Raw genomic sequence first — 23,565 nt, forward strand, 5'->3', positions numbered from 1 at the left:
TCTCTTGGATTCAAATTCACATGAACTTGTTAATAAGAAGAAACGTGATATTTTTTTATTTTTCACGACATTTTTAAAATCCTTTTAATGGAATTTAATTTACTTTTAAATACATCTAATGGTCAGTCACATCATTTATTTTCAAACCTGTTACAACCTAATACTCTCCAAAAACGACAAAAAGAGCATGTTCTGTTCATCCAGAACATGCTCTTTCGATTGTTAGAGACGATATAACCTAGCCTCGAACGGTCGCAACATAAACGTGTCCGTCTCAATCGTCTCAGGGTCCATCTCATTCGTTAACACGAGCGTCGCCTTGTCGAGATCAGGGAGCGTCGTCTCGGCAGGGTTCGCCGTCAAGTTGACGATGACATAAAACGTTTGTTCTTCAAACGTGCGCTCATAGGCGAACACTTGCAGATGGTCCGGCAACAAATCACGGTAACTGCCATACATAAACGTGTCTTCCGTCCGACGGAGACGAATCATCGCCTTATAGAACGAAAGAATTGAATGGGCATCCTTCGATTGGGCGTCGACGTTGAGCGTCTCATACTCCTCATGAATCGGCATCCATGGCGACGCTGTCGAGAAACCGGCGTTCGGTGACGCGTCCCATTGAATCGGGGTGCGGACGTTGTCGCGCGACGTGCCCCACACTTGCTGCATCGAATCGATTTCGCTCATCCCGTTGGCGATCCGTTCAAAGTATTCATTTTTCGTCGCCACATCGTCATAATCATGGATCGATGGCAGTGGCACGTTCTTCATGCCGATTTCCTGCCCTTGATAGATGAACGGTGTCCCGTGCATGAAGAAGTACATCATACCGAGGGCGGTCGCGCTCTCACGCCAATAGTGGTTCTCGTCCCCAACGAGCGAGACGGCGCGGACCATGTCATGGTTCTCGATATAGAGGGCGTTCCACCCTGTTTCGAGCAGGCCTTGTTGCCACTTGTCAAAGATGCGTTTCAGCTCGACGACGTCGAGCGGCGCTAGACGTGACTTGCGCATGATGTCGACATGGTCGAAATGGAACGCCATGTTCATCGCTCCATTCTCCGGTCCCATCCACAAGTCGGCTGCCTGCGGCTCGATCCCGTTCGTCTCGCCGACCGTCATGATATCGTAATTGGCGAACGTCGCCTGTTTCATCTCTTGGAGGTAGTCATGGATGCCCTCGATGTTCGAATACATCGAGAACGCCGTGACGTACGGCTTCCCATCCGGAGATGGTAACATCGTCTCGGTCGGCATCTTCTTGATGTGGCTAATCGCGTCGACCCGGAATCCGTCGATGCCTTTGTCGAGCCACCAGTTGATCATGTCATAGACGGCGCCGCGCACTTGTTCATTTTCCCAGTTCAAGTCTGGCTGTTTTTTCGAGAAGACGTGCAAATAGTATTGTTCGGTCGTTTCATCGTATTCCCAAGCCGAACCACCAAAGATGCTCGCCCAGTTGTTCGGGGGTCCCCCATCCGTCCCGTCGCGCCAGATGTACCAGTCGCGTTTCGGGTCGTCTTTCGAGCGCTTCGACTCGACGAACCAAGGGTGCTCATCGGACGTGTGGTTGACGACGAGGTCTAAGAGCAGCTTCATCCCACGCGCGTGGACAGCCTTGAGCAAAGCGTCAAAGTCTTCCATCGTCCCGAACTCTTCCATGATGTCTTCATAGTCCGAGATATCATAGCCGTTGTCATCGTTCGGGGACTTGTACATCGGACATAGCCAAATCACATCGATGCCAAGGTCTTCTAAGTAATCGAGCTTCTCGATGATGCCACGGAGATCCCCAATCCCATCCCCGTTCGAATCTTTAAAACTGCGCGGATAAATCTGATATGCGATTGCTTCTTTCCACCATGTGCGGGTGATCGTTTTCTGTTTCTCTCGTTGTCTACTGACCATTGACTCCATACACCGTTTGCCTCCTACATCTCATCATTTATATTTAAATATACTTGAACAGCAATACCTGTTTTAGGCTGAATCTAATCCTACAATAGCACTTGTGCAAGCGTTTGCAAATAATAGGACATAAAAAAATGTAGTCCGGAGACTACATTTTTGAGACCGTCGCAACTTGTTCACAGAATGCGCCGATGACGTCGGCCAACCGCTCCCGGTCATGGTCCATCGTGGCCACATGATACGACTGTTCGAGCACTTCCCGTTGTTTTGGAGCTCGCACTTGTTCATATAGCCATACCGAGTCTTCCGGTGGGACGACGTTGTCGATGGCAGAATGGATGACGCACGTCGGGACGTTCACCTCGGCCACCATCGGTCGCACCTCCTCGATGAGCGCGAGCAGTTCACGAATGGCTGATGTCGGGACTTTGTCGTAGACGATCTCGTACACGCCCGGTGCACAGATGTCCGGTTCGTCTTCATCGATGAACCTACAGACATCATCCTTGGCGTGACAGGCATAGCCCGGTACCGACAGCGCCGCATTGATGGTGACGATCGCATCGGCTTGACCCGACAAGGCGGCCTTCATCGCCAGCGTTCCACCCATCGACTGCCCGACGACGACGACGTGTCGACATCGCTCGCGCAATAGATTGATGCCGTCTTCCATCGACTCATACCAGCAGCGGTGGGTCGATTGTCGAAACTCTTCTGGGTCCGTCCCATGTCCTTTGAGCCGAGGCGCATAGACGGTGAATCCTTTCTCCATCAAGTCGATCCCGACGTCACGCACACTCTGGGGCGTCCCGTTAAAGCCATGGCATAACAAGATGCCGATGTCATTTCCTTCATAATAAAACGCGCCCGCTCCCGGGATGACCGGATAAGTAATTGTCGTCATTCGTTTCCTCCCTATTTAATCCACAGTTAACCGATACACTTAATTGTATTAATGAATTGTAAGAGTTGGAGGACGTCCCGTCAACCCGATTGACCTCTTGCTCGGTTTTCTTCAAGCCTGTAATCAAACTGTAATACGAACTTCGCAATAAGTGGATTGAGTTCTGACGTCTGCTTGGTTATGTTTAACATGTAGTTGAAAAGTTGGTAAATGATAGTGAAATCCGTCAAACGATGGGGGAAGCATGCACGCGTTTTCCTTGCGTCAAGTTCAGTAATGTAAGCGCTATCATTTCGTTTTGGCTAAAGGGGGCATCCACTCAAGTAAGAGACCACACGAATTGGGACATCGTATCGGCCATCTACATAATCAAAGGGAGACTAACACATGGGGAAACCACAAGCACGTTCATTCAAACAAATGACCGGCCTCGCCTTATCAGCCGGACTCATCATCAGCAGCATGACGCCGATTGCGGCAAACGTACACGCAGAGACGTTGAACGCTTCAGACCTATTCATCTCGGAATACGTTGAAGGATCGAGCAACAACAAAGCGATTGAACTGTTCAATGGAACGAATGCGGCCATCGACCTCTCGGCCTATAAACTTGAATTGTACGCGAACGGCGCGGCCACGCCAGGCACGACGCTCAACTTGACGGGGACACTTCAGCCAGGTGGCACGTACGTCATCGTCAACGGCAGTGCGAACGATGCCTTGAAAGCGAAATCGAACGCAACGAGCGGTGTGACAAACTTTAACGGCGACGACACGCTCGTCTTGAAAAAAGGCGACACGGTGCTCGACGTCTTCGGTCAAGTCGGATTCGACCCGGGCACGAAATGGGGAACGACGGTCGCCACGGTGGACCAGTCGTTGGTTCGGAAAGATACGGTCACGACAGGGGATGCGAACGGCGCGGATGCGTTCGACCCGGCCACTGAATGGAACTCACAACCAATCGATACGTTCACGAACCTCGGATCGCACACGTTCCAAGGCGTCGTCTATGGTGATGGCGGTACGGTCGAACCACCGGCACCGGTCACTCCAATCTCGATTAGTGACGCTCGTTCGAAAGCCGAAGGCGAAACGGTCACGATTAAAGGTGTCGTGACAGCTAAACTGGCAAATACGATTTCGATTCAAGATGCGACAGGCGGCCTCTCGGTCCGTCCGACGTCACTCGCCGTCAACGTCGGTGATGAAGTCGTCGTCACGGGTGCCATCGGTTCGTATCGTGAACTGCTTCAATTGAACAGCGCCGTCGTCGTGTCAAAACAAGCGGCGAGCGTCCCGCCTGCGCAAGTCCTCACAGGCGAACAGATTAATGAGGACGTCGAGTCTGAACTCGTCACCGTCAATAACGTCACCCTCTCAGGTAGCGGGCAAAACTTGACGGCGACGGACGGAACGAAAGAATTCGTCGTCCGTGACGAGCGCGGCATTCTCGATTTACAGACGGACGTCAACTACTCGTCAATCACAGGGATCGTGCAACAGTTTGATAACACGTATCAAATCATCCCACGTGACGTGTCTGACACGGTCATTGACGCGTCGGTACTCCGCCCGGCCACAGCGAAGCCAGGTGCGGGCACGTTCGTCGGTCCACAAGACGTGACGCTCTCGACGACGACAGCGGGCGCCGACATCTATTACACGCTCGACGGGTCGGACCCGAAAGTGAACGGCACGCTCTATACAGCACCTGTTCGCATCGAAACGACGAAAACGCTCAAAGTCGCCGTCAAATCGGGTGATGCGTTCAGCGCCGTAACAACATATGACTATAAGATCACAGATAAAATTCGCATCCATGATATTCAAGGTGCGAGCCACACGTCACCGCTGAACGGCCAGACGGTCGAAGGCGTCGAAGGAATCGTCACGTACTCATTCGTCTCACTGGGTACGACATACTACTATATTCAAACGCCTGACATGGAAGCCGATCAAGATGCGCGTACGTCAGAAGGCATCATCTTGTATGGCGGACGTTCGATCGCAGGCATCCAAGTCGGTGACCTCGTCAGCGTGAAAGGTCTCGTCAGCGAGTACGCCATCGAAGGATATAGCGACCGCCAACAGACGGACATGAAGATGACGCAAATCGATACGCGTAACGGCAGTGTCAGCGTCGTTAAGAGCGGCGTCGCACTTCCGACGCCAGTGAAGATTGACGAGTCGAACTTGCCGACTGAGTTTATCGACAGCGATGCCCTCGCCGTCTTCAATCCGGACAAAGACGCCATTGACTTCTGGGAGAGCCTTGAAGGGATGCGCGTCGAGACGGGCAACCTCAAATCAGTCTCCCCGCAACAAAACGGCGACCTCGTGACCGTGCTCGAGAGCACGCCTGTCGAGACGTTCAACGGAGGAATCCTTTTGAAGAAAGATGACGCCAATCCGGAACGGATCCAATTCCGTCTCGAGCCGAACGTAGAAGCACGTGACTTCGATGTCGCGACTGGTGACCGTTTCAACGGCCCAATCGTCGGGGTCGTCGGTTATTCGTATGGGAACTACAAGATTCAAGCTGGTCTCGATGAGATGAAGGCATCCTTCGTCAAAGGTGATGCCAAACGTGAGACGACGTTCATCGAAGCGAAAGAAGATAAATTGACGATCGCTTCGTATAACTTGGAGAACTTCTCGAACAACTTGAAAGAGACGTCGGATGAGAAGGCACTCAAACTCGCGAAAGCATTCGTTGAAGAGTTGAACAGTCCCGACATCATCGGCGTGACCGAAGTTCAAGACAACAACGGGCAAAGCACCGGAGATGCTGCAGCTGACCAAAGCTATCAGCGTTTGATTGACAACATCGTCGCCGTCGGCGGCAAGACGTACAAGTACGTCAACATCGATCCTGAGAACAATAAAGACGGCGGTGCACCGAACGCCAACATCCGTGTCGGCTTCTTGTATAACCCTGAGCGCGTCTCGCTCACAGAGGGTATCCCTGCCGGTGACGCGACGACGGCTGTCGGCTATGAGAACGGGAAATTGACGCATAACCCGGGCCGGATCGAGCCACTCGACCCAGCCTTCAACAGCTCACGCAAGCCGCTCGCAGCCCAGTTCGACTTCCAAGGCGAGAACGTCGTCGTCATCGCCAACCACTGGAATTCAAAAGGTGGCGATACTGGTTTCTTCGGTTCACAGCAACCGGTCGTCCTCGGCAGTGAAGTACAACGTAAGAAAATCGCACAAATCGTCCATGACTTCGTCGCTGACGTGAAGACGGACAATCCGGACGCGAACGTCGTCGCCCTCGGTGACTTCAACGACTTCGAATTCTCGGATGCGATGCAAATCTTCAAAGGTGACTTGATGACGAACATGGTCGAAAAAGTGCCAGCCGTCGACCGTTACTCATACGTCTACCAAGGCAACTCGCAAGTGCTCGACCATATCCTCGTGTCGAACCGTTTAGCGGCGACGACCGAGATCGATATGATTCACGTCAACGCGGACTTCACGGAGATGTCAGGCCGCGCCAGTGACCACGATCCGGTCCTCGCACAAATCGATCTCACTCCGGAGCCAGAAGTTGAATTGACGCGTTACACGGTCGAGAACAACAAGGCTGCACGCCTCGTCCTTCAAGACGACTTCATCGGCGTGACGATTGGCAAAGGCACGAACTTCAAGAACGGTATCTTCATACGTGGCGCTTACACTGAATTGACAGGTGAACCGCTCAAAAACGTTGTCGTTCAAGTGAAACCGAAACAAGCTGGCGCCATCATCGACTTCGACGGCGCAACGGTCAAAGAAGTCATCGTCGACGGCACGAACTTGGCCGAGATTCGTGGAGCCGAAAATGTGAAACGAATCAGTTACACGAAAGGCGCATCCGCGAAAACGGTCGTCATCAAGAAATAACAGTTGAATCGATTTTTCTTCAGATTCTTCATGCCGCAGACAGATTGTCTGCGGTATTTTGCGTTTTCATTCGCAAAATTCGGGGATTAAGTAGAAGATGCTGATTATCGGAGGATGACGTCATGGAGATGCATAACGGGAATTTATATTGGTCGATTACGGAATCGGAACAGATCGTCTTACAGAAACCAATCAAGAAAGAACGCTACGACGTACTCGTCATCGGCGCAGGCATGTCCGGGACACTGACGGCCTATACGCTTCACAAGGACGGTGTCGATTTCGCCGTCATCGACCAAGGGAAAGTCGGGGCTGGGAGTACGGCGGCGAACACGGGACTCATCCAATACTCGAACGACATTATGTTGCATGAACTCGCCGAGCAAATCGGTGAAGAAGACGCCGTCCGTTTCTATAAACTGTGCGCCGAGGCGGTTGATGCGCTCGACGAGGTCGCCGAGACGGTCGATGCCAAAGACGTCTATATTCGACGCGATAGTCTTTGCTTTGCCAGCAGTGAGGCAGATGTCTCCAAATTGAAACGGGAGTATGAGATGCTGACGAAACATGGGCTTCAAGCCGAATGGCTCGACCGGGAGGCGTTACAGGAACGGTACCCGTTCGATAAACCGGCCGGCTTGGTCACGAACGGGGACGCCGAGGTCAATCCGCTCACGCTCAGCCGTCAGGTCGTCCGTTACTTGTCGACACAGAACGTCCCAATCTTTGAAGAGACGGACGTCACGGACGTCGTCGCCGATGGAGATGACTGGCTCGTCTTGACACCCGCGGGAACGTTCAAGGCAGGTCATGTCATCTTTGCGACGGGCTATCGTCCTGCCCCGCTCCTCGATACCCATCGCATCGAGCTCAACCGTTCCTATGCGATCGCGACGAATCCCGTACCCGATTTTAAAGAATGGGACGGTCAGGCGCTCATTTGGGAGACGAAACGACCTTACCTCTATTTGCGGACGACCGTCGACGGCCGGATTATCGCCGGCGGGCTCGATGAAGAAAAAGCAGAGACCCCGCATAGCGAGGCGCTCATCCAAAGACGGGCCGAACGGTTGCGGCGAGAAGTCGAGGCTTTGTTCCCGATGTATGAATTGACAGTTGAATATGCTTGGGTGGCCCTGTTCGGCGAGTCAATCGACCAGCTGCCCTTTATCGGGGAACATCCAGACCGACCGAACCTCTTCTATCTACTCGGATATGGGGGTAACGGCACGGTGTACAGTATGTTAGGTTCTAAAATCTTGAGCGAGTTGGTTCGCGGCATCGATCATCCAGATGCTCGGATTGTACGATTAGATCGGACACGTTAATCCCCTGACATCAGGGGATTTTTTGATACATAAGAATTGGAGTGATTTAGATGACAACGAAACGAAAACCGAGATGGGTATACCGCCTAAGGCGCGCTCTTCTCTTCATACCCGCCATCGTCTTGACAGTCTATGCTTGGCCGCATGAGCCTGCCGATGAGGAAATCGATGACGCGGCCGCACAAACAGACGTAACGCGCGAAACAGGACGCTATACGATTGTAGCGAGGCAGGCCGTGAAAGAAGACGAATCCGTTCGTTATGCGTACGACGTTGTCGTACATGGCCAACCTGATGTGGAGACGCTCCAATCCATCAGCCACGATGTGATTGACGAGGTGACGGCTCGCGACACGTTTCAAGCCGCCCTCATCCGTTTTTATGACCACGAAGCCTACGTCGGTACAGAATCCCCGCTTGGTGAGGCCGTATTTGCGCCCGATGGGGACTGGAGTCTCGCTGACATGACAGAACCAGGTACCTATGAAGACATGACGTTCGGGTGGCAGTTGATAGAGAAAGAATGGGACGCCCAACTAACCGACCAGGAAGCAAATGTCTGGGAAGCATGGAATCGTGTCTACGAAGCGGAACAGTCGGACGATCCGGACTTGAAAGCGAAGGTGACCCGCGCCATTTCCACGAAATACGACTTGAATCCAGAAACCGTCCAACAAATCGTATTAAAGCAGAACGTTTGGGCCGCGTTATAACCTGAATCCTCCAGAAAAAATACATTTAATTTCCCTTTATTTGGTTAAATATATAATTGTACACTAAATGTATACATGCAACCGATTGAACGGCCAAAGAAAAGAAGACGTTATGAAACGATTGATCATTTTGTGGGTGCTATTGTTCGTCATGGGTTCTACTATGACGCCACCATCCGCCGAGGCCGTGACGACTCCTCCCTATGAGGTGAGCGCTCCTTCCGGCACAACGCTCTATCAATTTGTCGGCAAGACACTCAAGCCGAAAGGGAACTGGTATATCCCCTCCCCGCCCTATCAGTTGCGTGTCCCGAACATCGATACATACTGCTTCGACGTCAGCGTCCCTGAGGTCGACTCGAAGTCATTCAAGTTCCAAATCCATTACTTCACGACGTTGAACCAGTTGACACAAGCGTACGCGGTGACCGGGAACAATGAGTATCTCCGTTACGGAAAGCGGATCGTGACGAGTTGGACCAAGCAATATCCGGCTGCGAACTACAAACGCTATCCATGACCGTATCATGATCACGGCACGGCGATTCGGACATTCCATCTGTTCAACTTTTGGAACGAGTTCCGTTCGTCCACCGTCAACACCGATCCGGCGTTCTCGCAACTGTTCGCCAAGACGCTGTATGAGCATGCGTCGCTCCTCGCGACGCCGAGCTTTTATAAACCGAACAACAACCACGGCATGTTCCAAGATATGGCGTTGACCGCTGTCGCGGAGACACACCGGAGTTTCTATCGCTGTGGCGTGCCCTCGCGACGAACCGTCTCACGCAGCAATTGAACCATAGCTTGAGCACGGACGGCGTCCACCTTGAACACTCGCCGTTCTATCAGATTTATTTATACGACACGCTCGCCCGTTTCAACGACTGGGCCGCCGCTAACCGGTTCGCCTTGTCGAGCCGGATGCGGGATGTCAAAAACATGCCTGGTGCACTGACGTACATGTTGAAACCGAATGGGACGTTGCCGATGTTCGGCGACACCCCGTCCATCGTCCACCGTCCGGACGCGATTCCCTATATCGAGCGCTATCCGCACTTGTACTATGCGATGACGCAAGGGCAATCGGGGACGCAACCGTCGACCCGGGTCGGCAAGCTGTCGAACCAGTACGCCTTCTTCCGTCAACATTGGGGTGGCAACGCCGGTCCGGTCCGTGATTCGGTTCAAGTGATGATGACGGCTGGCTATCACAGCAACATCCACAAGCACGCCGACGACTTATCGATCGATCTTTATGGTTACGGGCGTGATTTCCTCGTTGAGAGCGGTCGTTACGCCTATACGAACCGGTCCGAGCGGAAGGTCGTCATGCAGGCCGCGGCCCACAACACCGTCCACGTGGTAGGTAAGAACTTCAACTTGACGCCGAGCAACTTGCGGCGCAGTCAAATCACGTCGGTCGGTGCTTCGTCGACTCAATGGACGGCCGCCGGGACGAGCGGACTGCTCGGTCAGGGGATGACGCACACTCGTCGCCTCGCCTACGACCGTGACGGAACAGTGCTCGTGTACGATGACATCACGAGTCCGACGACGACCTCGTTCGTCCAACGGTTCCATCTTGGGACCGGTTTGAACCGCGTCTCGAGCGGAAGCCGTCATGCCTTGTTCAAAGACAAGGAAAACCGCTCCATCCACTTGTTGCAACTCGAGGTCGGCACGACCCCGAAAGTCGCCGTCGGTGCGAGTTACGTCTCATACCGCGACTATGATTGGCAACGCCGCAATCAAGTCGTGACGACCAGGCGCGGCAAGCAAGTCGAATATTTGACGCTGATTCATATCGGTGAGAAGACGACGAAAATCACATCCGCCACTGTTCAGACGACGGCGCGCCACTATGTCGTGCGCTACAAACTGTCGGACGGCAAGACGAAAACCTTATCCATGTTACGCTAACCTCCATTTGGAAAATGGGGGTTTTTTCTCGGTCGGTTAGGGAAAACTCGTTAAGTAGGCCAAAACGTGGCTTACAGCGGGTGCACATACTTAAAGGGAGGCAACAACATGGGGAACAAGAAAGAAGAGCAATTAAAACAACATATGATCGATAACGAGCAGCAAGCCGGGCTCACGACGAACCAAGGTCTAAAGATGGCGGAGGATGAGTTTTCGCTCAAAGCCGGGCGTCGTGGACCGACGCTCATCGAGGATTTCCATTTCCGTGAAAAGATGACGCATTTCGACCACGAACGGATTCCTGAGCGCATCGTGCACGCGCGTGGCGTCGGCGCCCACGGAGAGTTCCAAGTATACGAGCCGCTCGCCGAGTATACAAAAGCCGATTTTTTAAATGATCCATCTAAAGTGACACCGGTGTTCGTACGTTTCTCGACGGTACAAGGTTCGCGCGGTTCCGGGGACACCGTCCGCGACGTACGCGGATTCGCGACGAAATTTTACACCGATGAAGGCAACTATGACCTCGTCGGGAACAATATGCCCGTCTTCTTCATCCAAGACGCCATCAAATTCCCGGACCTCGTCCACGCCGTGAAACCTGAGCCGCACACGGAAGTGCCGCAAGGCGGAAGTGCCCACGACACGTTCTGGGACTTCGTCGGTCAAAATCATGAGGCAGCTCACCACGTCATGTGGGCGATGAGCGACCGCGGCATCCCGCGCAGCCTGCGCATGATGGAAGGGTTCGGCGTGCACACGTTCCGACTCGTCAACAAGGAAGGCAAGGCACATTTCGTCAAATTCCATTGGAAACCAAAACTTGGCGTCCATTCGCAAGTGTGGGACGAAGCACAAAAGGCGCTCGGCAAGAACGCCGACTTCCACCGCGTCGACTTGTATGAGGCGATCGATAAAGGCGATTACCCGGAATGGGAGCTCGGACTTCAAATCATCGCGGAAGAAGATGAGTTCAAATTCGACTTCGATATCCTCGACCCGACGAAACTTTGGCCGGAAGAAGACGTACCGGTCAAACTTGTCGGTAAGATGATGCTCAATCGAAACGTTGACAACTTCTTTGCTGAAACCGAGCAAGTCGCCTTCCACCCTGGCCACCTCGTGCCCGGCATTGACTTCTCGAACGACCCGCTCCTTCAAGGACGCCTGTTCTCATACACGGATACACAATTGTCACGTCTCGGGGGACCGAATTTCCATCAACTCCCGATCAATAAGCCGGTCTGTCCGTTCCATAACAACCAGCGCGACGGCATGCATCAGATGGCCGTCCATAAAGGACAGACGAGCTACCATAAAAACGCGCTCAACAACAACCAACCAGAGCCCGTTCCAGCTGAGCAAGGCGGGTTCGAGCACTATCAAGAGAAAGTGGACGGCCATAAGATTCGGGGCCGGAGCGACAGCTTCCTCGACTTCTATTCGCAGGCGAAGCTTTTCTATAACAGCATGACCGACGTCGAAAAGCAGCACATTCAAGACGCCTACAGCTTCGAGCTCGGCAAATGTGAGTCGGACATGGTCAAAGAGAACGCCGTCGACCTGTTGAATCGCATCGACCGTCACCTCGCCTCAGTCGTCGCTGACAATCTAGGTGTCGAGCTTCCGACCGAGAACAATGAAGTCGTCTCGGACAAGACCTCACCGGCACTCAGCATGGCCAACACGATCGCGAAACCGGACACGAAGAGCGTCGCCGTCCTGCTCGCCGGAGACGTCGATGCCGCGCAAGTGAAGGCGTGGGTCCAGGTGCTCGCCGACAACAAAGTCAATTACAGCCTCGTCGGGAAGAAATCGTACACGCTCGGCGACCTGAAAGTGAAAGAGACGTACGATACGGTCGACTCGAGCCTGTTCGACGCCGCTTTCCTCGTCAGCACGGCGACTTCGGTCGAAGACGACGTGCTCGAGTTCATCGAGAACACGTATAAACACTTCAAGCCGCTCGCGTTGCATCTGCATCATGATGAAGTGCTCGACCATTGCCGCGTGAAGACGGACCAACCTGGCGTCTACACGTTCAAACAACATAGTCTCGATGGCTTCGATACGTTTATCGACGGCATCGCGAAAGGCCGGTTCTGGGACCGCGCCTAACGTGAACAGTTTAAGGATTCGACCCAAATCGACGGGTCGAATCCTTTTTACGCGCTTCCCCTCTCCTCCACTCTAGCGATATACTTGGTGGGGTATATAGCGTAAAGGAGGAATGACTAGATGCGAAAAAAGATGGCTACATATGTGGAAAACCTCGAGCACCAAAGAAAGTTATATAAACAAACGCTAGTCATCGTCGTGCTCTCGCAAGTGTTCGGCGGTGCCGGTCTCGCCGCCGGGATTACGGTTGGTGCTTTATTGGCACGTGATTTACTCGGAACCGACGCGTATGCGGGCGTCCCGACGGCCCTGTTCACGCTCGGCTCTGCTGCCGCTGCGTTTTTGATTGGATTGATGTCACAACGAGTCGGACGCCGTTTCGGACTGGCGACAGGATTTTTGACCGGTGCGGTCGGCGCATTCGGTGTCATTGTTGCCGCGACACTCGAGAGCGTGCCGCTCTTGTTCCTCTCGCTTCTCGTTTACGGGGCTGGGACGGCGACGAACCTCCAAGCCCGTTACGCCGGGACGGATTTGGCGAATGCGACCGAGCGGGCGACGGCCGTCAGCATCGCGATGGTCTCGACGACGTTCGGGGCCGTCGCCGGTCCGAACTTGGTCGGACCTATGGGACGTGTCGCCGAGGGGCTCGGCTTGCCGACGCTATCTGGACCCTTTTTACTTGCCGGTGTAGCCTACCTGTTCGCCGGACTCATTTTGCTCGTATTCTTGAACCCTGACCCGCTCCTCGTCGCTCGTGCGATCGAGGCGAAACGGAAGGAGGCCACTTCGTCGGCACAACCGGTCGAAGCTGCGCATAGTCACCGTGGCGTTTATGTCGGAGCCTTCGTCATGGTTCTCAGCCAAATCGTGATGGTCGCCATCATGACGATGACACCTGTCCATATGCGTCACCATGGCCATGAGCTCGGTGCGGTTGGCCTCGTCATCGGTTTTCACATCGGGGCCATGTATTTGCCGTCTCTCGTCACCGGGATACTCGTCGACCGGATTGGACGTGAGGTGATGGCGATCGCTTCGGGCATGACATTGTTTCTTGCCGGTGTCGTCGCCGCCTTTGCCCCGGCTGATTCCTTGTTCTTCTTAATCGTCGGGCTCGTCCTACTCGGGGTCGGTTGGAATTTCGGGCTCATCAGCGGGACGGCCATCCTCGTCGATGCGACGACGACCGAGACACGCGCGAAGACGCAAGGCTCGGTCGATGTATGGATTGCCTTATCCGGCGCTTCCGGTGGTATGCTCTCCGGCATCATCGCCGCCCAGTCTAGCTATCTGACCTTGTCCCTGCTCGGCGGCATCGTCTCTCTCGTCCTCGTTCCGCTTGTCCTTTGGTACCGTCGTCACCTGACATGATGCTCGACCGATGCGTGAATACGCATCGGTTTTTCCAGTGATAAGCGTCTGCTCGGACAAACCCCTATCCTTTTGTTATACTGCTTTAGTTATGTTTATTAACTATTTAGAATCAAATGGATAAGGAGGCGGGCCGACGATGCAACTGACCGCACAAAAACTTTGGACGAAAGATTTTCTCATCATCTCCCTCGTCAACTTCTTTTTAACACTCATCTTCTTCTTATTGATGGTGACCATCGGCGTCCACGCCGTCTCAGCATATGGGGCTTCGACGAGCGAGGCCGGCCTTGTCACCGGGATCTTTATCATCGGGACGCTCGTCGGGAGACTCTTCATCGGACGCTTGATCGATTCGATCGGACGTCGCAAGACGCTCCTGATTGGCCTGACGTTCTTCACGACTACGATTTTGCTCTATTTCCTCGACTTTGGTATCGGCTTCTTACTGTTCACGCGCTTTGTCCACGGTCTCGGGATGGGACTGTCGAGCACGGCGACCGGAACGATAGTCGCCCAGGTCATCCCCGGCTCTCGTAAAGGCGAAGGCATCGGCTATTACAGCATGAGTTCGACACTCGCCACGGCCATCGGCCCGTTCGTCGGCTTGATGATGAGCCAATATACGAGCTTCTCGGTCATTTTTCTGACTTGTCTCGTTATCGGACTCATCAGTCTCGGGAGCGCTTTGTTCGTCAACGTCCCTGAAGCCGACAATCCGCAAGTCGTCCGGGGTTTGTCACTAAGTGCCTTCGTCGAACCGAAGGCGTTACCGATCGCGCTCATCATCGGGGTCGCGGCCCTCAGTTACTCAAGCGTGTTGTCTTATATCAATTTCTATGCGAGCGAACTCGACCTCGTCGAAGCAGCGAGTATTTTCTTTCTCGTCTATTCCATTGCGGTCCTGATTTCGCGGCCAATCACCGGGCGCCTGATGGACGCGCGAGGGGCCAATATCGTCATGTACCCGGCCATCGGTCTCTTCGCTATCGGCATGCTCGTCTTGAGCCAAGCAAACAACGCCGTCATGCTGTTACTCGCCGGAGCGCTGATTGGATTAGGATTCGGGAATATCCAATCCGGCACACAAGCAATCGCCGTGAAAGCGGCAGACCCCCAGCGGATGGGAATGGCCACGTCGACATTCTTTATCGCTTTAGACGCGGGCCTAGGGTTCGGGCCCTATTTTATCGGCTTGCTCATTCCATTGACCGGTTTCTCAACCCTCTATCTGTTGCTTGCCGGGCTCGTCTTCTTTACTCTGTTCCTCTATTACTTGATGAACGGCCGCCGCGAACGCTCCGAAATGAAACAAGCTGCCTGACAGGACTTTTTATCGTCCTGTCTTTTTTTGGAATGTTCACACATTTCGTCGCGACTTACGTTAATATAAAAATAATGCGTCGCAAAGTTTTTGATTGAAATGAGGGACATGATGTACGCCGATCAGACGATTCAACACTATTCCTCCGTCCTCCTCCGTACGTTCGACAAGATTTCTGATTTTGTCTTCTTCATGGAAGTGGATGGTTCAACGTATCGCTATATATTTGTAAACGAGCCTGGGAAGCAGGCGATTGGCTGGACGGATGCCGATATCGGGAAACGTGTCGAGGACATGGTCCCGCCCGAGACGGCCGCTCTCGTCACGCGACACTATGAAGAGGCCGTTCGTGAGCGAAAGAGTATCGTCTTCGAGGACTATCGATTGGCCGAACCTTCTTACTCGGTCCAACCCGTCTCGCATGAGATTCAGCTACCGGTTCATTACTATGAGTCCGAGGTGACACCGGTCTTCGATGAGTCAGGCGTTTGCACGCACGTCATCTCGGTCGTCCGCGAAGTGACGGATCGGAAGCGTCGTGAACTCGAGTTATCGATTTTAAAAGATCAACATGAGTCGCTCCGACGGTACTCGCCGCACGGCATCTTCGTGCTTGACGATGTGTTCCGTGTCCAATCGATCAACCCTGCCGTCACACAGATTACCGGTTACGGAGAAAATGAGTTGCTAGGCGAGCCATTTTTAGCATGGTTGCCGGAGTCAGAACGCATTCTCGTTGAGGAAGGGCTTCACTTTGCCTTATCTGGAACTCCCCATAAATATGGGATCACGGCAGTCCAAAAGACGGGTGGCTTGCTCGACTTGGCCATCCTGAATATTCCGATTGAAGTCGGAGGCCGGATCACGGGTCTGTTCGCCATCATCATCGACCACACCCCGGAGAAGAACGCTGAACGTGCGACCCAAGAGAGCGAGCGCCGCTATCGCCAGCTGATCGAGACGATTCCTGAAGGGATTATCGTTCATAAAGACGGCGTCATTTTATACGCCAACGCCTTGGCGCTAGAAACGATTGGGGAAACGTATATCGAGAGCGAATCGATCTTCAAATTTATCGCCTCGGAATTTCATGAGACGACGAAAGAGCGCCTTCATGCCTTACGACAAGGTGGTCCCGTCCAAGACACGGAAATCGTGCTACTCACGCCGGCAGGACGAAGGCTACATATGGACATCGGCAGCCTGCTCATCGATTACGAAGGCACAACTGCCGTCATGACCTTGTTGCGTGACGTCACTGAGAAACTTGAGATGGAGCGCGCCCTGCATCAAAGCGAGACGCAATATCGCCTCATCACGGAGAACATGAGCGACCTCGTCTGTATATTAGAACGTGACGGTCAAGTACGCTACGCCTCGCCGTCCCACAAGACCGTGCTCGGATATGCGCCCGAGCTTTACGAAGGTAAAAATACGCTCGACTTCATCCATCCGAATGACGTCGAGTCCGCGAGACGACAGCTCGACACGATGACAGCGTCGAGTGAACCGCTCACGCTCGAATTTCGTCACTTGCACCAGGATGGACGTTGGATTTGGCTCGAGACGAAGATTCAAGCGATCTACGACGACGCGGGCCAGTTGCTCCATTACTTGACGGTCACGCGGGAGATCATGAAGCGCAAAGTGCTGGAGAAACAGCTCAAGCACTTGGCTTACCATGACACATTGACCGACTTGCCGAATCGGCGTTACTTTCTCGCCTACTTGGAGGAGACGTTGGTGCGATTGGATGAAGAGGACGAGTCTCTCGCCGTCCTCTCGCTCGATATCGACTGTTTCAAACAGATTAACGATACACTCGGACATGACATCGGCGATGAACTGTTACGCCAATTTTCCGCCCGCCTGACCGATGTCCTGCGAAACCAAGACGTGATCGCTCGCTTTGGCGGCGACGAATTTTCGGTGCTCATCCGTTACACGGAATCCGATGCCCCGAGACGGGTGGCCGAAAAGCTTGTCACCTCGCTCCAACTCCCTTGGCAAATCGAGGGCCATTCATTCATCACGACCTCGAGCGCCGGGGTCGCCCCGTACCGACCAGGAATGCCGACGAAGCAATTGCTCAAACATGCGGATTTGGCACTATATGAAGCCAAGGCCCGTGGGCGAAACCAATACGTCGTCTTTGAAGACCGCTGATAGCGGTCTTTTTTCACGTGAAACATAGATGACGGCACCTAAACACGAACATTAAATAGAATTTAACAGCAATCATCAAGATATTTTACCTTTTATCGCTATATACCTTTGACATATTCTTTAATTTACGTTACATTACCGAATGGGCGAAGTATTTATCATTCAACGAACATAATTGTTCGTAAATAGGGGTGTGACAACATGGATAAAGTATTTGATTATGAAGATATTCAATTGATTCCCGCAAAATGTATCGTCGATAGCAGGTCTGAATGTGATGCGAGCGTAACGCTTGGGGGCTTTACGTTCCGACTTCCGGTCGTTCCTGCCAACATGCAGACGATCATCGATGAGAAAGTCGCTTTGTCGCTTGCCGAGAACGGTTATTTCTACATCATGCATCGCTTCAACCCAGAGACGCGCCTCAAGTTCATCGAAGACATGCATGGACGCGGGTTGTATGCATCGATCAGCGTCGGGGTGAAAGAAGACGAGTACCGTTTCGTCGAGATGCTCGCCGAAACCGGACATACGCCGGAGTTCATCACGATTGATATCGCGCACGGCCATTCAAATGCGGTCATCCGCATGATTCAACACATCAAACACCACCTTCCAGGCTCGTTCGTGATTGCCGGCAACGTCGGGACACCAGAAGCAGTCCGGGAACTCGAACATGCCGGGGCGGATGCGACGAAGGTCGGCATCGGGCCGGGCAAAGTCTGTATCACGAAAATCAAGACAGGCTTCGGCACGGGCGGTTGGCAACTCGCCGCGCTCCGTTGGTGTGCCAAGGCGGCAACGAAACCGATCATCGCGGATGGGGGCATCCGGACACATGGGGACATCGCCAAATCGATTCGCTTCGGCGCATCGATGGTCATGATCGGTTCGTTGTTCGCCGGTCATGACGAGTCGCCGGGCGAGACGTTCGAACAGGATGGGAAGTTGCTTAAAGAATACTTCGGGTCGGCTTCTGAATTCCAAAAAGGGGAACGGAAAAACGTGGAAGGCAAGAAAGTGTTAGTCGAGCATAAAGGGGCGCTCCAAGACACGTTGACCGAGATGGAGCAAGACCTCCAATCGGCCATCTCTTACTCGGGTGGGGACAATCTCGATGCATTGCGCACCGTCGATTACGTCATGGTGAAAAACTCAATCTTTAACGGGGATAAAGTGTATTGAAAAAAGGCGACTCGCGCGAGTCGCCTTTTTATAACTGTTTCGTCATCATATAGTAGTCTGAGCCCGGCGGATAATCATGGAGCACGCCGGCGACTTCATAGCCATACCGCTCATAAAACGTCTTCGCTTGAAACGAGAACGTCGTCAACTTGACGCGCGTCGCCCCGAGTTCACGGGCCAACCGCTCCCCTTCCTCAAGCAGACGGCTTCCTAGTCCGGTCCCCGTATGTTCTGACGCGACCCATAGCCGGTCCAAGTCGAACCAGCTCCAATAGACGCTCCCGAATAACCCGGCAATCACTTCACCGTCCTGTTCCACTTTCAACTGAACGACCGGGACGTCCGCGTTGCGGATCTCGCGGTGGTGTGCCGAACGAGCATCGTTGAACTCCCGCAACCGGCTCGTCAACAACTGTTGAAATGATTCATCCTCGTCGTGAATTCGTTTGATTTCCATCATGCCTCACCGTTCGAACCGTTCACGAAAAACGAAATCAACTCTTGTTCTTCCTTGTCTACCGGACGCCCCGTCAATCGTTCGTACTGAGCGGTTATCAACTTATTATTTCCCGGGAAATCGACAGTGATTCGGGCCAAACTCCTTAATATGTCGCGGTCCTTCTCGTATTCGGGACGGGTCACGACTTGACCGTGCGACCAGACGTACGCCTCGGCATTGAACTGATCGAGCACGTCTAACAGACGAAGCGTCTGTCCCGGTGTCATCCGCCAAGTCGGCGCATACAAGTTCGCATAAAGCGCATCCCCTAAAAACAACACCTTTTCCTCTGGCATGTAAGCCACGACCGCATCAGCGGCGTGATCTCCGCCGACATGTTTCAGAATGACATGAACCCCGCCGAGGTCGAGGGTGAGCGTATCATCGAACGTCATCGTCGGTAGGACGACGCGCATCGACCGCTCCGCCCCGTACTCGAGTTGAATCGCTTCCGCACAAAACGCGATCTCGCGCCCGTCCCTAACCCGTTCGGCCAAGGAGGCATCATCCCACGCATAGGGTAATAATCGTTCCATCCCAGCTTTTGTCGCCGTGCTCGCGATGGAGACGGTGTCGGTCAGCGCCGACAAGCCAAAGATGTGGTCCCAATGCCAATGCGTCAACGCGACAAGTGTCGGCCGCTTGATGCCCCGCTCGGTTAAGGCGTCTAGAAATAAATTCGTGTGCGCCTCCGAGTTCCCCGCATCAATCATGAGCGTATGGGTGTCGCCGATGACGGCCCCCAAAATGGGTCGATCGGTCTCCGCGACCGGGTCCATGTACCAAAACCGGTCCGAATGCTGTGTAAGTGTCTGCATGACCTGCACGCTCCTTTCTCTATAATCTGTTCATCGGTTGACGCAAGTTTCGGCGAAAGTCGTCTTCCCGCTCCCAGCCAATCCTTCAATCAGCCACAATTTCCCCATCGTCCGTCTCCTTTTCAGTGTTCTTGATATGAGTCGTAAACGTAGTATCCGTCCCCGCCACAGTTTTTCGCGACGTACATGGCCGCGTCCGAGTGATGGATGATCGCATCAAGCGAGACTTGATCCATTTTGGAGTAGGCCACACCGACACTGGCAGCCATTCTTAGTCTCAAGCCGTTTCCAACCATCATTTCCTGGGAAATGACATGATTCAACTCATCAAACACGCTTGTATCGAGTGTTTCTGGCTCCGCTTCGATGACGATTAAAAATTCGTCGCCCGCAAATCGGTACGCTTTTCCTGAAACCGTTTGGCCGAACGAGCGGATTCGTTTTGCTGTCTCGACGAGCACCTCATCGCCAATCAAGTGGCCATAGGAATCGTTCACTTTCTTAAAATCATCCAAATCGATAAACAGTAGCGCGACCGCTTGCTTCCGATTCATCTTCTGTCTCAAATCGGTCATGAGCGAATGCCGGTTCGCCAACTTTGTCAATCCGTCTTGGGTGATGAGCTCGATCACTTCTTGATGCTTTCGCTCACGTCGAATCTCGTTTTCCATCCAACGGGTCACGAGCAGGATCGTATCAGTCATCTCGTTGATCGTCACCACATCGACGACATCTTCCAGACTGCCTTGTTCAGCCAAAAAGACGACCCATCCGAACGTCTTTCCTTCATTCGCTAATGGCAGACTGATCATCGAGGCAAACTCGAGTCCATCGATGACGAGTTCACCCCGGCCCAGCTTTTGATGACCAATCGTCGTCAAGGCGTGCAGTTGCTGCAGGTCGGCTCTCGTCCAATCGAGTATGCCTTCCCCATCTTTTGATAAGACGCGATGTGTGGACTCCGTTGAGAAAACGAGTGCGTGGGAATACCCAATCCATTCACGGAGCACCGTCTGGATCCGTTTCAGTTTATCGCTGAACGGTTCGTGGGTGGCCGTCACTTCATAGAGCGACTCGAGCGTCTGTTGACGCCGGGCTTGCGCCCGCGTTTGATCGGTCAATTCGATTTCTGCCATGACCCATCGAGCGAAATCTTCGAGTGTTTGCATGGCCTCGGCATCGAAGCGACGAGACTGTTCGTCGGTCACGCACAGCGTACCGATGACGTGGCCGCTTCGCGTCAAGAGTGGTACACCGGCATAAAAACCGAGTCCTTTGAGTAACGGATTGTCCGACATCGCCTCGGCAGTTCGCACATCTTCGATGACGAGCGCGGATTTACCTGTGACGACACGGTCGCACAACGTCCACTTCCGTTCCACGCTCGAATTTTCAAGCGCGACTCCTTGGCACGATTTGATCCATTGTTGATCCGTCGTCAAAATCGAAATCAGTGCGACCGGCATATTCAACGTCTGGGCGACAAGCCTTGAAATGCGATCATACCGCTCTTCTCGTGGGGTGTTTAAAATTTCAAGACGAAGGATCGCCTTCAACCGTTCAGCTTCCGTCTCATCAAGTGACGTCATCGGTAAAGCGTGGTCAGACTGTTCCTGACGCAGCGCCGCATGTTGCGCGATGAGCGCCTCAAGCGCCTGTTGGAGTCCGGCTGGCGGAAGGGGGCGACTGAAGAAATACCCTTGGACTTCATCACATCCGAGTTGGTCAATCGCGCGATACTGTACCTCGGTCTCCACACCTTCAGCCGTGACCTCTAAATTCAGTTTCTTGGCAAGTGAGACAATCAGTTTGACGATTTCGTATTCTTTCAGCCCGTTGTCTTTATCCAGTTGCTTGATGAACGAACGGTCGATCTTGATGCCATCGATATCAAACATTTTCAAGTAGTTGAGCGACGAATAGCTGACTCCGAAATCGTCAATCAAAATTCGGAACCCTTTCGCTTTCAAATAATCGACCGTTTGAATGCCGAGGAGCGGTTCTTGCATGAGCGTATGCTCCGTGATTTCAAACTCGAACTGTTCCGGTAGCAGGCCATACGTCGTGAGAACTGGTAACAATTGCTGAATATAGTCTTGACGGAACAACACCGGTGAGACGTTGACCGCGACACGTCGTCCTTCAAACAAGTCCGGCTGGTCGATCATGTCACGACAGACCTGGTCAAAGACGAATTCAGTAATATCCTCGATCAAGAGCGACTTTTCAGCAATCTTAATAAACGTTTCCGGCGAGACGTTCCCGAGCGCCGCGCTTTGCCAACGTACGAGTGCCTCAAAATGAACCTTCCCGTCCCGACAGCCGACTTTCGGCTGATAGACGACGCTCAGCTCATCCCCCTTCAAACCTTTGACGAGCTCCATCTCGATTGTCATCTCATCGATATAGTGCTGGACGTAGTCATCTTTTTCGTACACTTTGATGATTTGTTTTCCAGCCTGCCTGGCCTCGAGGAGCGCCGTCGAGGCATTCATGATGACCCGGTCGGCGTCCTCAGTCCCCGCGCTAATTCCGAGACAGCCCGACAAGGCGAATTCCGTCTCGGCAACTTGATACGTATAGTCAGCAATGGCCGAGAGTAGACGCTCCCCATGCACCGTCGCCGTCTCAATTGATGTGTACGGCAAGACGGCAATAAAATCTTCCCCATCGACGCGACCGATGATCGAGCCTTTCGGCAACAGGTCCGACAAGTGCCGCGTCATCTCTTTGATCAAGCGATGCGACTGTTCCACGCCTTGAAGGGATAAGACGATCTTGAATCGATTGATGTGCAGACGCATGACGCTCGTCGCTTCCGTTTCTTGTTGCAGGAACAACTTCTCGAGTTCGAGCTTCACTTTCATCAAGTTCGGCATCCCGGTCAAGTAGTCGATATTCTCGATGCTACTCAACAGTTTCATTTCCGCCTCTTCCGATAAGTCCGTCGTCAAGCCGAGAACGTAACGCACCTCTCCTGCCTCGTTCTCGAGTGGTATGAGGACGGATGAAGCGAAGCGGGCCGTGTTGGCGTCGATGTTCATCTTCGACATGAAATAGACCGGTTCATGCGAGGCGACGACTGCGTCATAATGCACGATCAGCTCGTTGGCGACCTCGGCCGCATACATGTCATGCAGAAAACGTCCGCCTACGTCTTCCGGAAGTGAGGATGCCAGTTTCCCCTGCTCACTGACGCGCGTGTAACGGTACCCGTCAGGCGTCACTTCCATCAAAAACACCATCCGGTATAGATGAACGAAAACATCAAACAAATAATGCGGGTCAATCTTCATCTGCTGCATACTGTACCTCCAGGCAATCTCCGTTTCCTCTAGTTTAGTTGTTTTAGACGATGTTGTTCACGAAACCGTTCAAAAAAAGGGGAATCATTTTTTGAGATGT

General features: G+C 53.1%; 15 protein-coding genes. 10 read left to right on the forward strand and 5 right to left on the reverse strand.

What is annotated here, in order from left to right; genetic code table 11:
- Nucleotides 1-222 precede the first annotated feature (222 nt).
- Together NMQ00_RS15310 and NMQ00_RS15315 are read right to left on the reverse strand one after the other, a co-directional pair.
- On the reverse strand, nucleotides 223-1,878 hold the full coding sequence (locus NMQ00_RS15310; protein WP_255178735.1) for a glycoside hydrolase family 13 protein: 1,656 nt from the start codon (nucleotides 1,876-1,878) through the stop codon (nucleotides 223-225).
- 184 nt (nucleotides 1,879-2,062) lie between these two features.
- The gene (locus NMQ00_RS15315) at nucleotides 2,063-2,818 is read right to left on the reverse strand and encodes an alpha/beta hydrolase (protein WP_255177371.1); all 756 of its coding nucleotides are present in this window, start codon (nucleotides 2,816-2,818) and stop codon (nucleotides 2,063-2,065) included.
- A 387-nt stretch (nucleotides 2,819-3,205) separates the two neighbouring features.
- On the opposite strand from NMQ00_RS15315, the gene NMQ00_RS15320 reads away from it, so the two are divergent.
- The 10 genes from NMQ00_RS15320 (at nucleotide 3,206) to guaC (ending at nucleotide 18,843) form a co-directional block, all read left to right on the forward strand.
- The gene (locus tag NMQ00_RS15320) at nucleotides 3,206-6,712 is read left to right on the forward strand and encodes a lamin tail domain-containing protein (RefSeq protein ID WP_255177372.1); all 3,507 of its coding nucleotides are present in this window, start codon (nucleotides 3,206-3,208) and stop codon (nucleotides 6,710-6,712) included.
- A gap of 122 nt (nucleotides 6,713-6,834) precedes the next feature.
- The gene (locus NMQ00_RS15325; RefSeq protein ID WP_255177373.1) at nucleotides 6,835-8,040 is read left to right on the forward strand and encodes an NAD(P)/FAD-dependent oxidoreductase; all 1,206 of its coding nucleotides are present in this window, start codon (nucleotides 6,835-6,837) and stop codon (nucleotides 8,038-8,040) included.
- Between the two features lie 50 nt (nucleotides 8,041-8,090).
- Nucleotides 8,091-8,753 (forward strand): hypothetical protein, encoded by a 663-nt coding sequence (locus NMQ00_RS15330; protein ID WP_255177374.1) that lies wholly within the window; start codon nucleotides 8,091-8,093, stop codon nucleotides 8,751-8,753.
- Between the two features lie 112 nt (nucleotides 8,754-8,865).
- Entirely contained in the window at nucleotides 8,866-9,273 is a 408-nt protein-coding gene (locus NMQ00_RS15335) for a hypothetical protein (protein ID WP_255177375.1), read from the forward strand.
- Between the two features lie 236 nt (nucleotides 9,274-9,509).
- Nucleotides 9,510-10,676, forward strand: coding sequence for a heparinase II/III domain-containing protein (locus NMQ00_RS15340; RefSeq protein ID WP_255178736.1), 1,167 nt, complete (start codon nucleotides 9,510-9,512; stop codon nucleotides 10,674-10,676).
- A gap of 108 nt (nucleotides 10,677-10,784) precedes the next feature.
- On the forward strand, nucleotides 10,785-12,794 hold the full coding sequence (locus NMQ00_RS15345) for a catalase (protein ID WP_255177376.1): 2,010 nt from the start codon (nucleotides 10,785-10,787) through the stop codon (nucleotides 12,792-12,794).
- 120 nt (nucleotides 12,795-12,914) lie between these two features.
- The gene (locus NMQ00_RS15350; protein WP_255177377.1) at nucleotides 12,915-14,168 is read left to right on the forward strand and encodes an MFS transporter; all 1,254 of its coding nucleotides are present in this window, start codon (nucleotides 12,915-12,917) and stop codon (nucleotides 14,166-14,168) included.
- A 139-nt stretch (nucleotides 14,169-14,307) separates the two neighbouring features.
- Nucleotides 14,308-15,492 (forward strand): MFS transporter, encoded by a 1,185-nt coding sequence (locus tag NMQ00_RS15355; RefSeq protein ID WP_255177378.1) that lies wholly within the window; start codon nucleotides 14,308-14,310, stop codon nucleotides 15,490-15,492.
- Between the two features lie 108 nt (nucleotides 15,493-15,600).
- Entirely contained in the window at nucleotides 15,601-17,658 is a 2,058-nt protein-coding gene (locus tag NMQ00_RS15360) for a PAS domain S-box protein (RefSeq protein ID WP_255177379.1), read from the forward strand.
- 201 nt (nucleotides 17,659-17,859) lie between these two features.
- Entirely contained in the window at nucleotides 17,860-18,843 is a 984-nt protein-coding gene (guaC, locus tag NMQ00_RS15365) for a GMP reductase (protein ID WP_255177380.1), read from the forward strand.
- Between the two features lie 28 nt (nucleotides 18,844-18,871).
- Here guaC and NMQ00_RS15370 read toward each other — a convergent pair whose 3' ends face one another.
- The 3 genes from NMQ00_RS15370 to NMQ00_RS15380 all read right to left on the reverse strand — a co-directional run bounded on the left by NMQ00_RS15370 (nucleotide 18,872) and on the right by NMQ00_RS15380 (nucleotide 23,465).
- Nucleotides 18,872-19,300, reverse strand: a complete 429-nt coding sequence (locus NMQ00_RS15370) for a GNAT family N-acetyltransferase (RefSeq protein WP_255177381.1) — start codon at nucleotides 19,298-19,300, stop codon at nucleotides 18,872-18,874.
- Nucleotides 19,300-20,160, reverse strand: a complete 861-nt coding sequence (locus NMQ00_RS15375) for an MBL fold metallo-hydrolase (protein ID WP_255177382.1) — start codon at nucleotides 20,158-20,160, stop codon at nucleotides 19,300-19,302. The genes NMQ00_RS15370 and NMQ00_RS15375 overlap by 1 nt, the downstream gene beginning before the upstream one ends.
- A 122-nt stretch (nucleotides 20,161-20,282) precedes the next feature.
- Nucleotides 20,283-23,465, reverse strand: coding sequence for an EAL domain-containing protein (locus NMQ00_RS15380; protein ID WP_255177383.1), 3,183 nt, complete (start codon nucleotides 23,463-23,465; stop codon nucleotides 20,283-20,285).
- Between the last annotated feature and the right edge of the window lie 100 nt (nucleotides 23,466-23,565).

Origin of the sequence: Exiguobacterium aurantiacum (genome assembly GCF_024362205.1) — a bacterium.
GTDB lineage: Bacteria > Bacillota > Bacilli > Exiguobacteriales > Exiguobacteriaceae > Exiguobacterium > Exiguobacterium aurantiacum_B.

Bases quoted from the DNA above. Each gene is read 5' to 3' on its own strand.
- NMQ00_RS15380 (WP_255177383.1), bottom strand. From the start codon at position 23,465: ATGCAGCAGATGAAGATTGACCCGCATTATTTGTTTGATGTTTTCGTT.
- NMQ00_RS15355 (WP_255177378.1), top strand. From the start codon at position 14,308: ATGCAACTGACCGCACAAAAACTTTGGACGAAAGATTTTCTCATCATC.
- NMQ00_RS15350 (WP_255177377.1), top strand. From the start codon at position 12,915: ATGCGAAAAAAGATGGCTACATATGTGGAAAACCTCGAGCACCAAAGA.
- NMQ00_RS15330 (WP_255177374.1), top strand. From the start codon at position 8,091: ATGACAACGAAACGAAAACCGAGATGGGTATACCGCCTAAGGCGCGCT.
- NMQ00_RS15370 (WP_255177381.1), bottom strand. From the start codon at position 19,300: ATGGAAATCAAACGAATTCACGACGAGGATGAATCATTTCAACAGTTG.
- NMQ00_RS15325 (WP_255177373.1), top strand. From the start codon at position 6,835: ATGGAGATGCATAACGGGAATTTATATTGGTCGATTACGGAATCGGAA.
- NMQ00_RS15345 (WP_255177376.1), top strand. From the start codon at position 10,785: ATGGGGAACAAGAAAGAAGAGCAATTAAAACAACATATGATCGATAAC.
- NMQ00_RS15315 (WP_255177371.1), bottom strand. From the start codon at position 2,818: ATGACGACAATTACTTATCCGGTCATCCCGGGAGCGGGCGCGTTTTAT.
- NMQ00_RS15360 (WP_255177379.1), top strand. From the start codon at position 15,601: ATGATGTACGCCGATCAGACGATTCAACACTATTCCTCCGTCCTCCTC.
- guaC (WP_255177380.1), top strand. From the start codon at position 17,860: ATGGATAAAGTATTTGATTATGAAGATATTCAATTGATTCCCGCAAAA.
- NMQ00_RS15335 (WP_255177375.1), top strand. From the start codon at position 8,866: ATGAAACGATTGATCATTTTGTGGGTGCTATTGTTCGTCATGGGTTCT.
- NMQ00_RS15320 (WP_255177372.1), top strand. From the start codon at position 3,206: ATGGGGAAACCACAAGCACGTTCATTCAAACAAATGACCGGCCTCGCC.
- NMQ00_RS15375 (WP_255177382.1), bottom strand. From the start codon at position 20,160: ATGCAGACACTTACACAGCATTCGGACCGGTTTTGGTACATGGACCCG.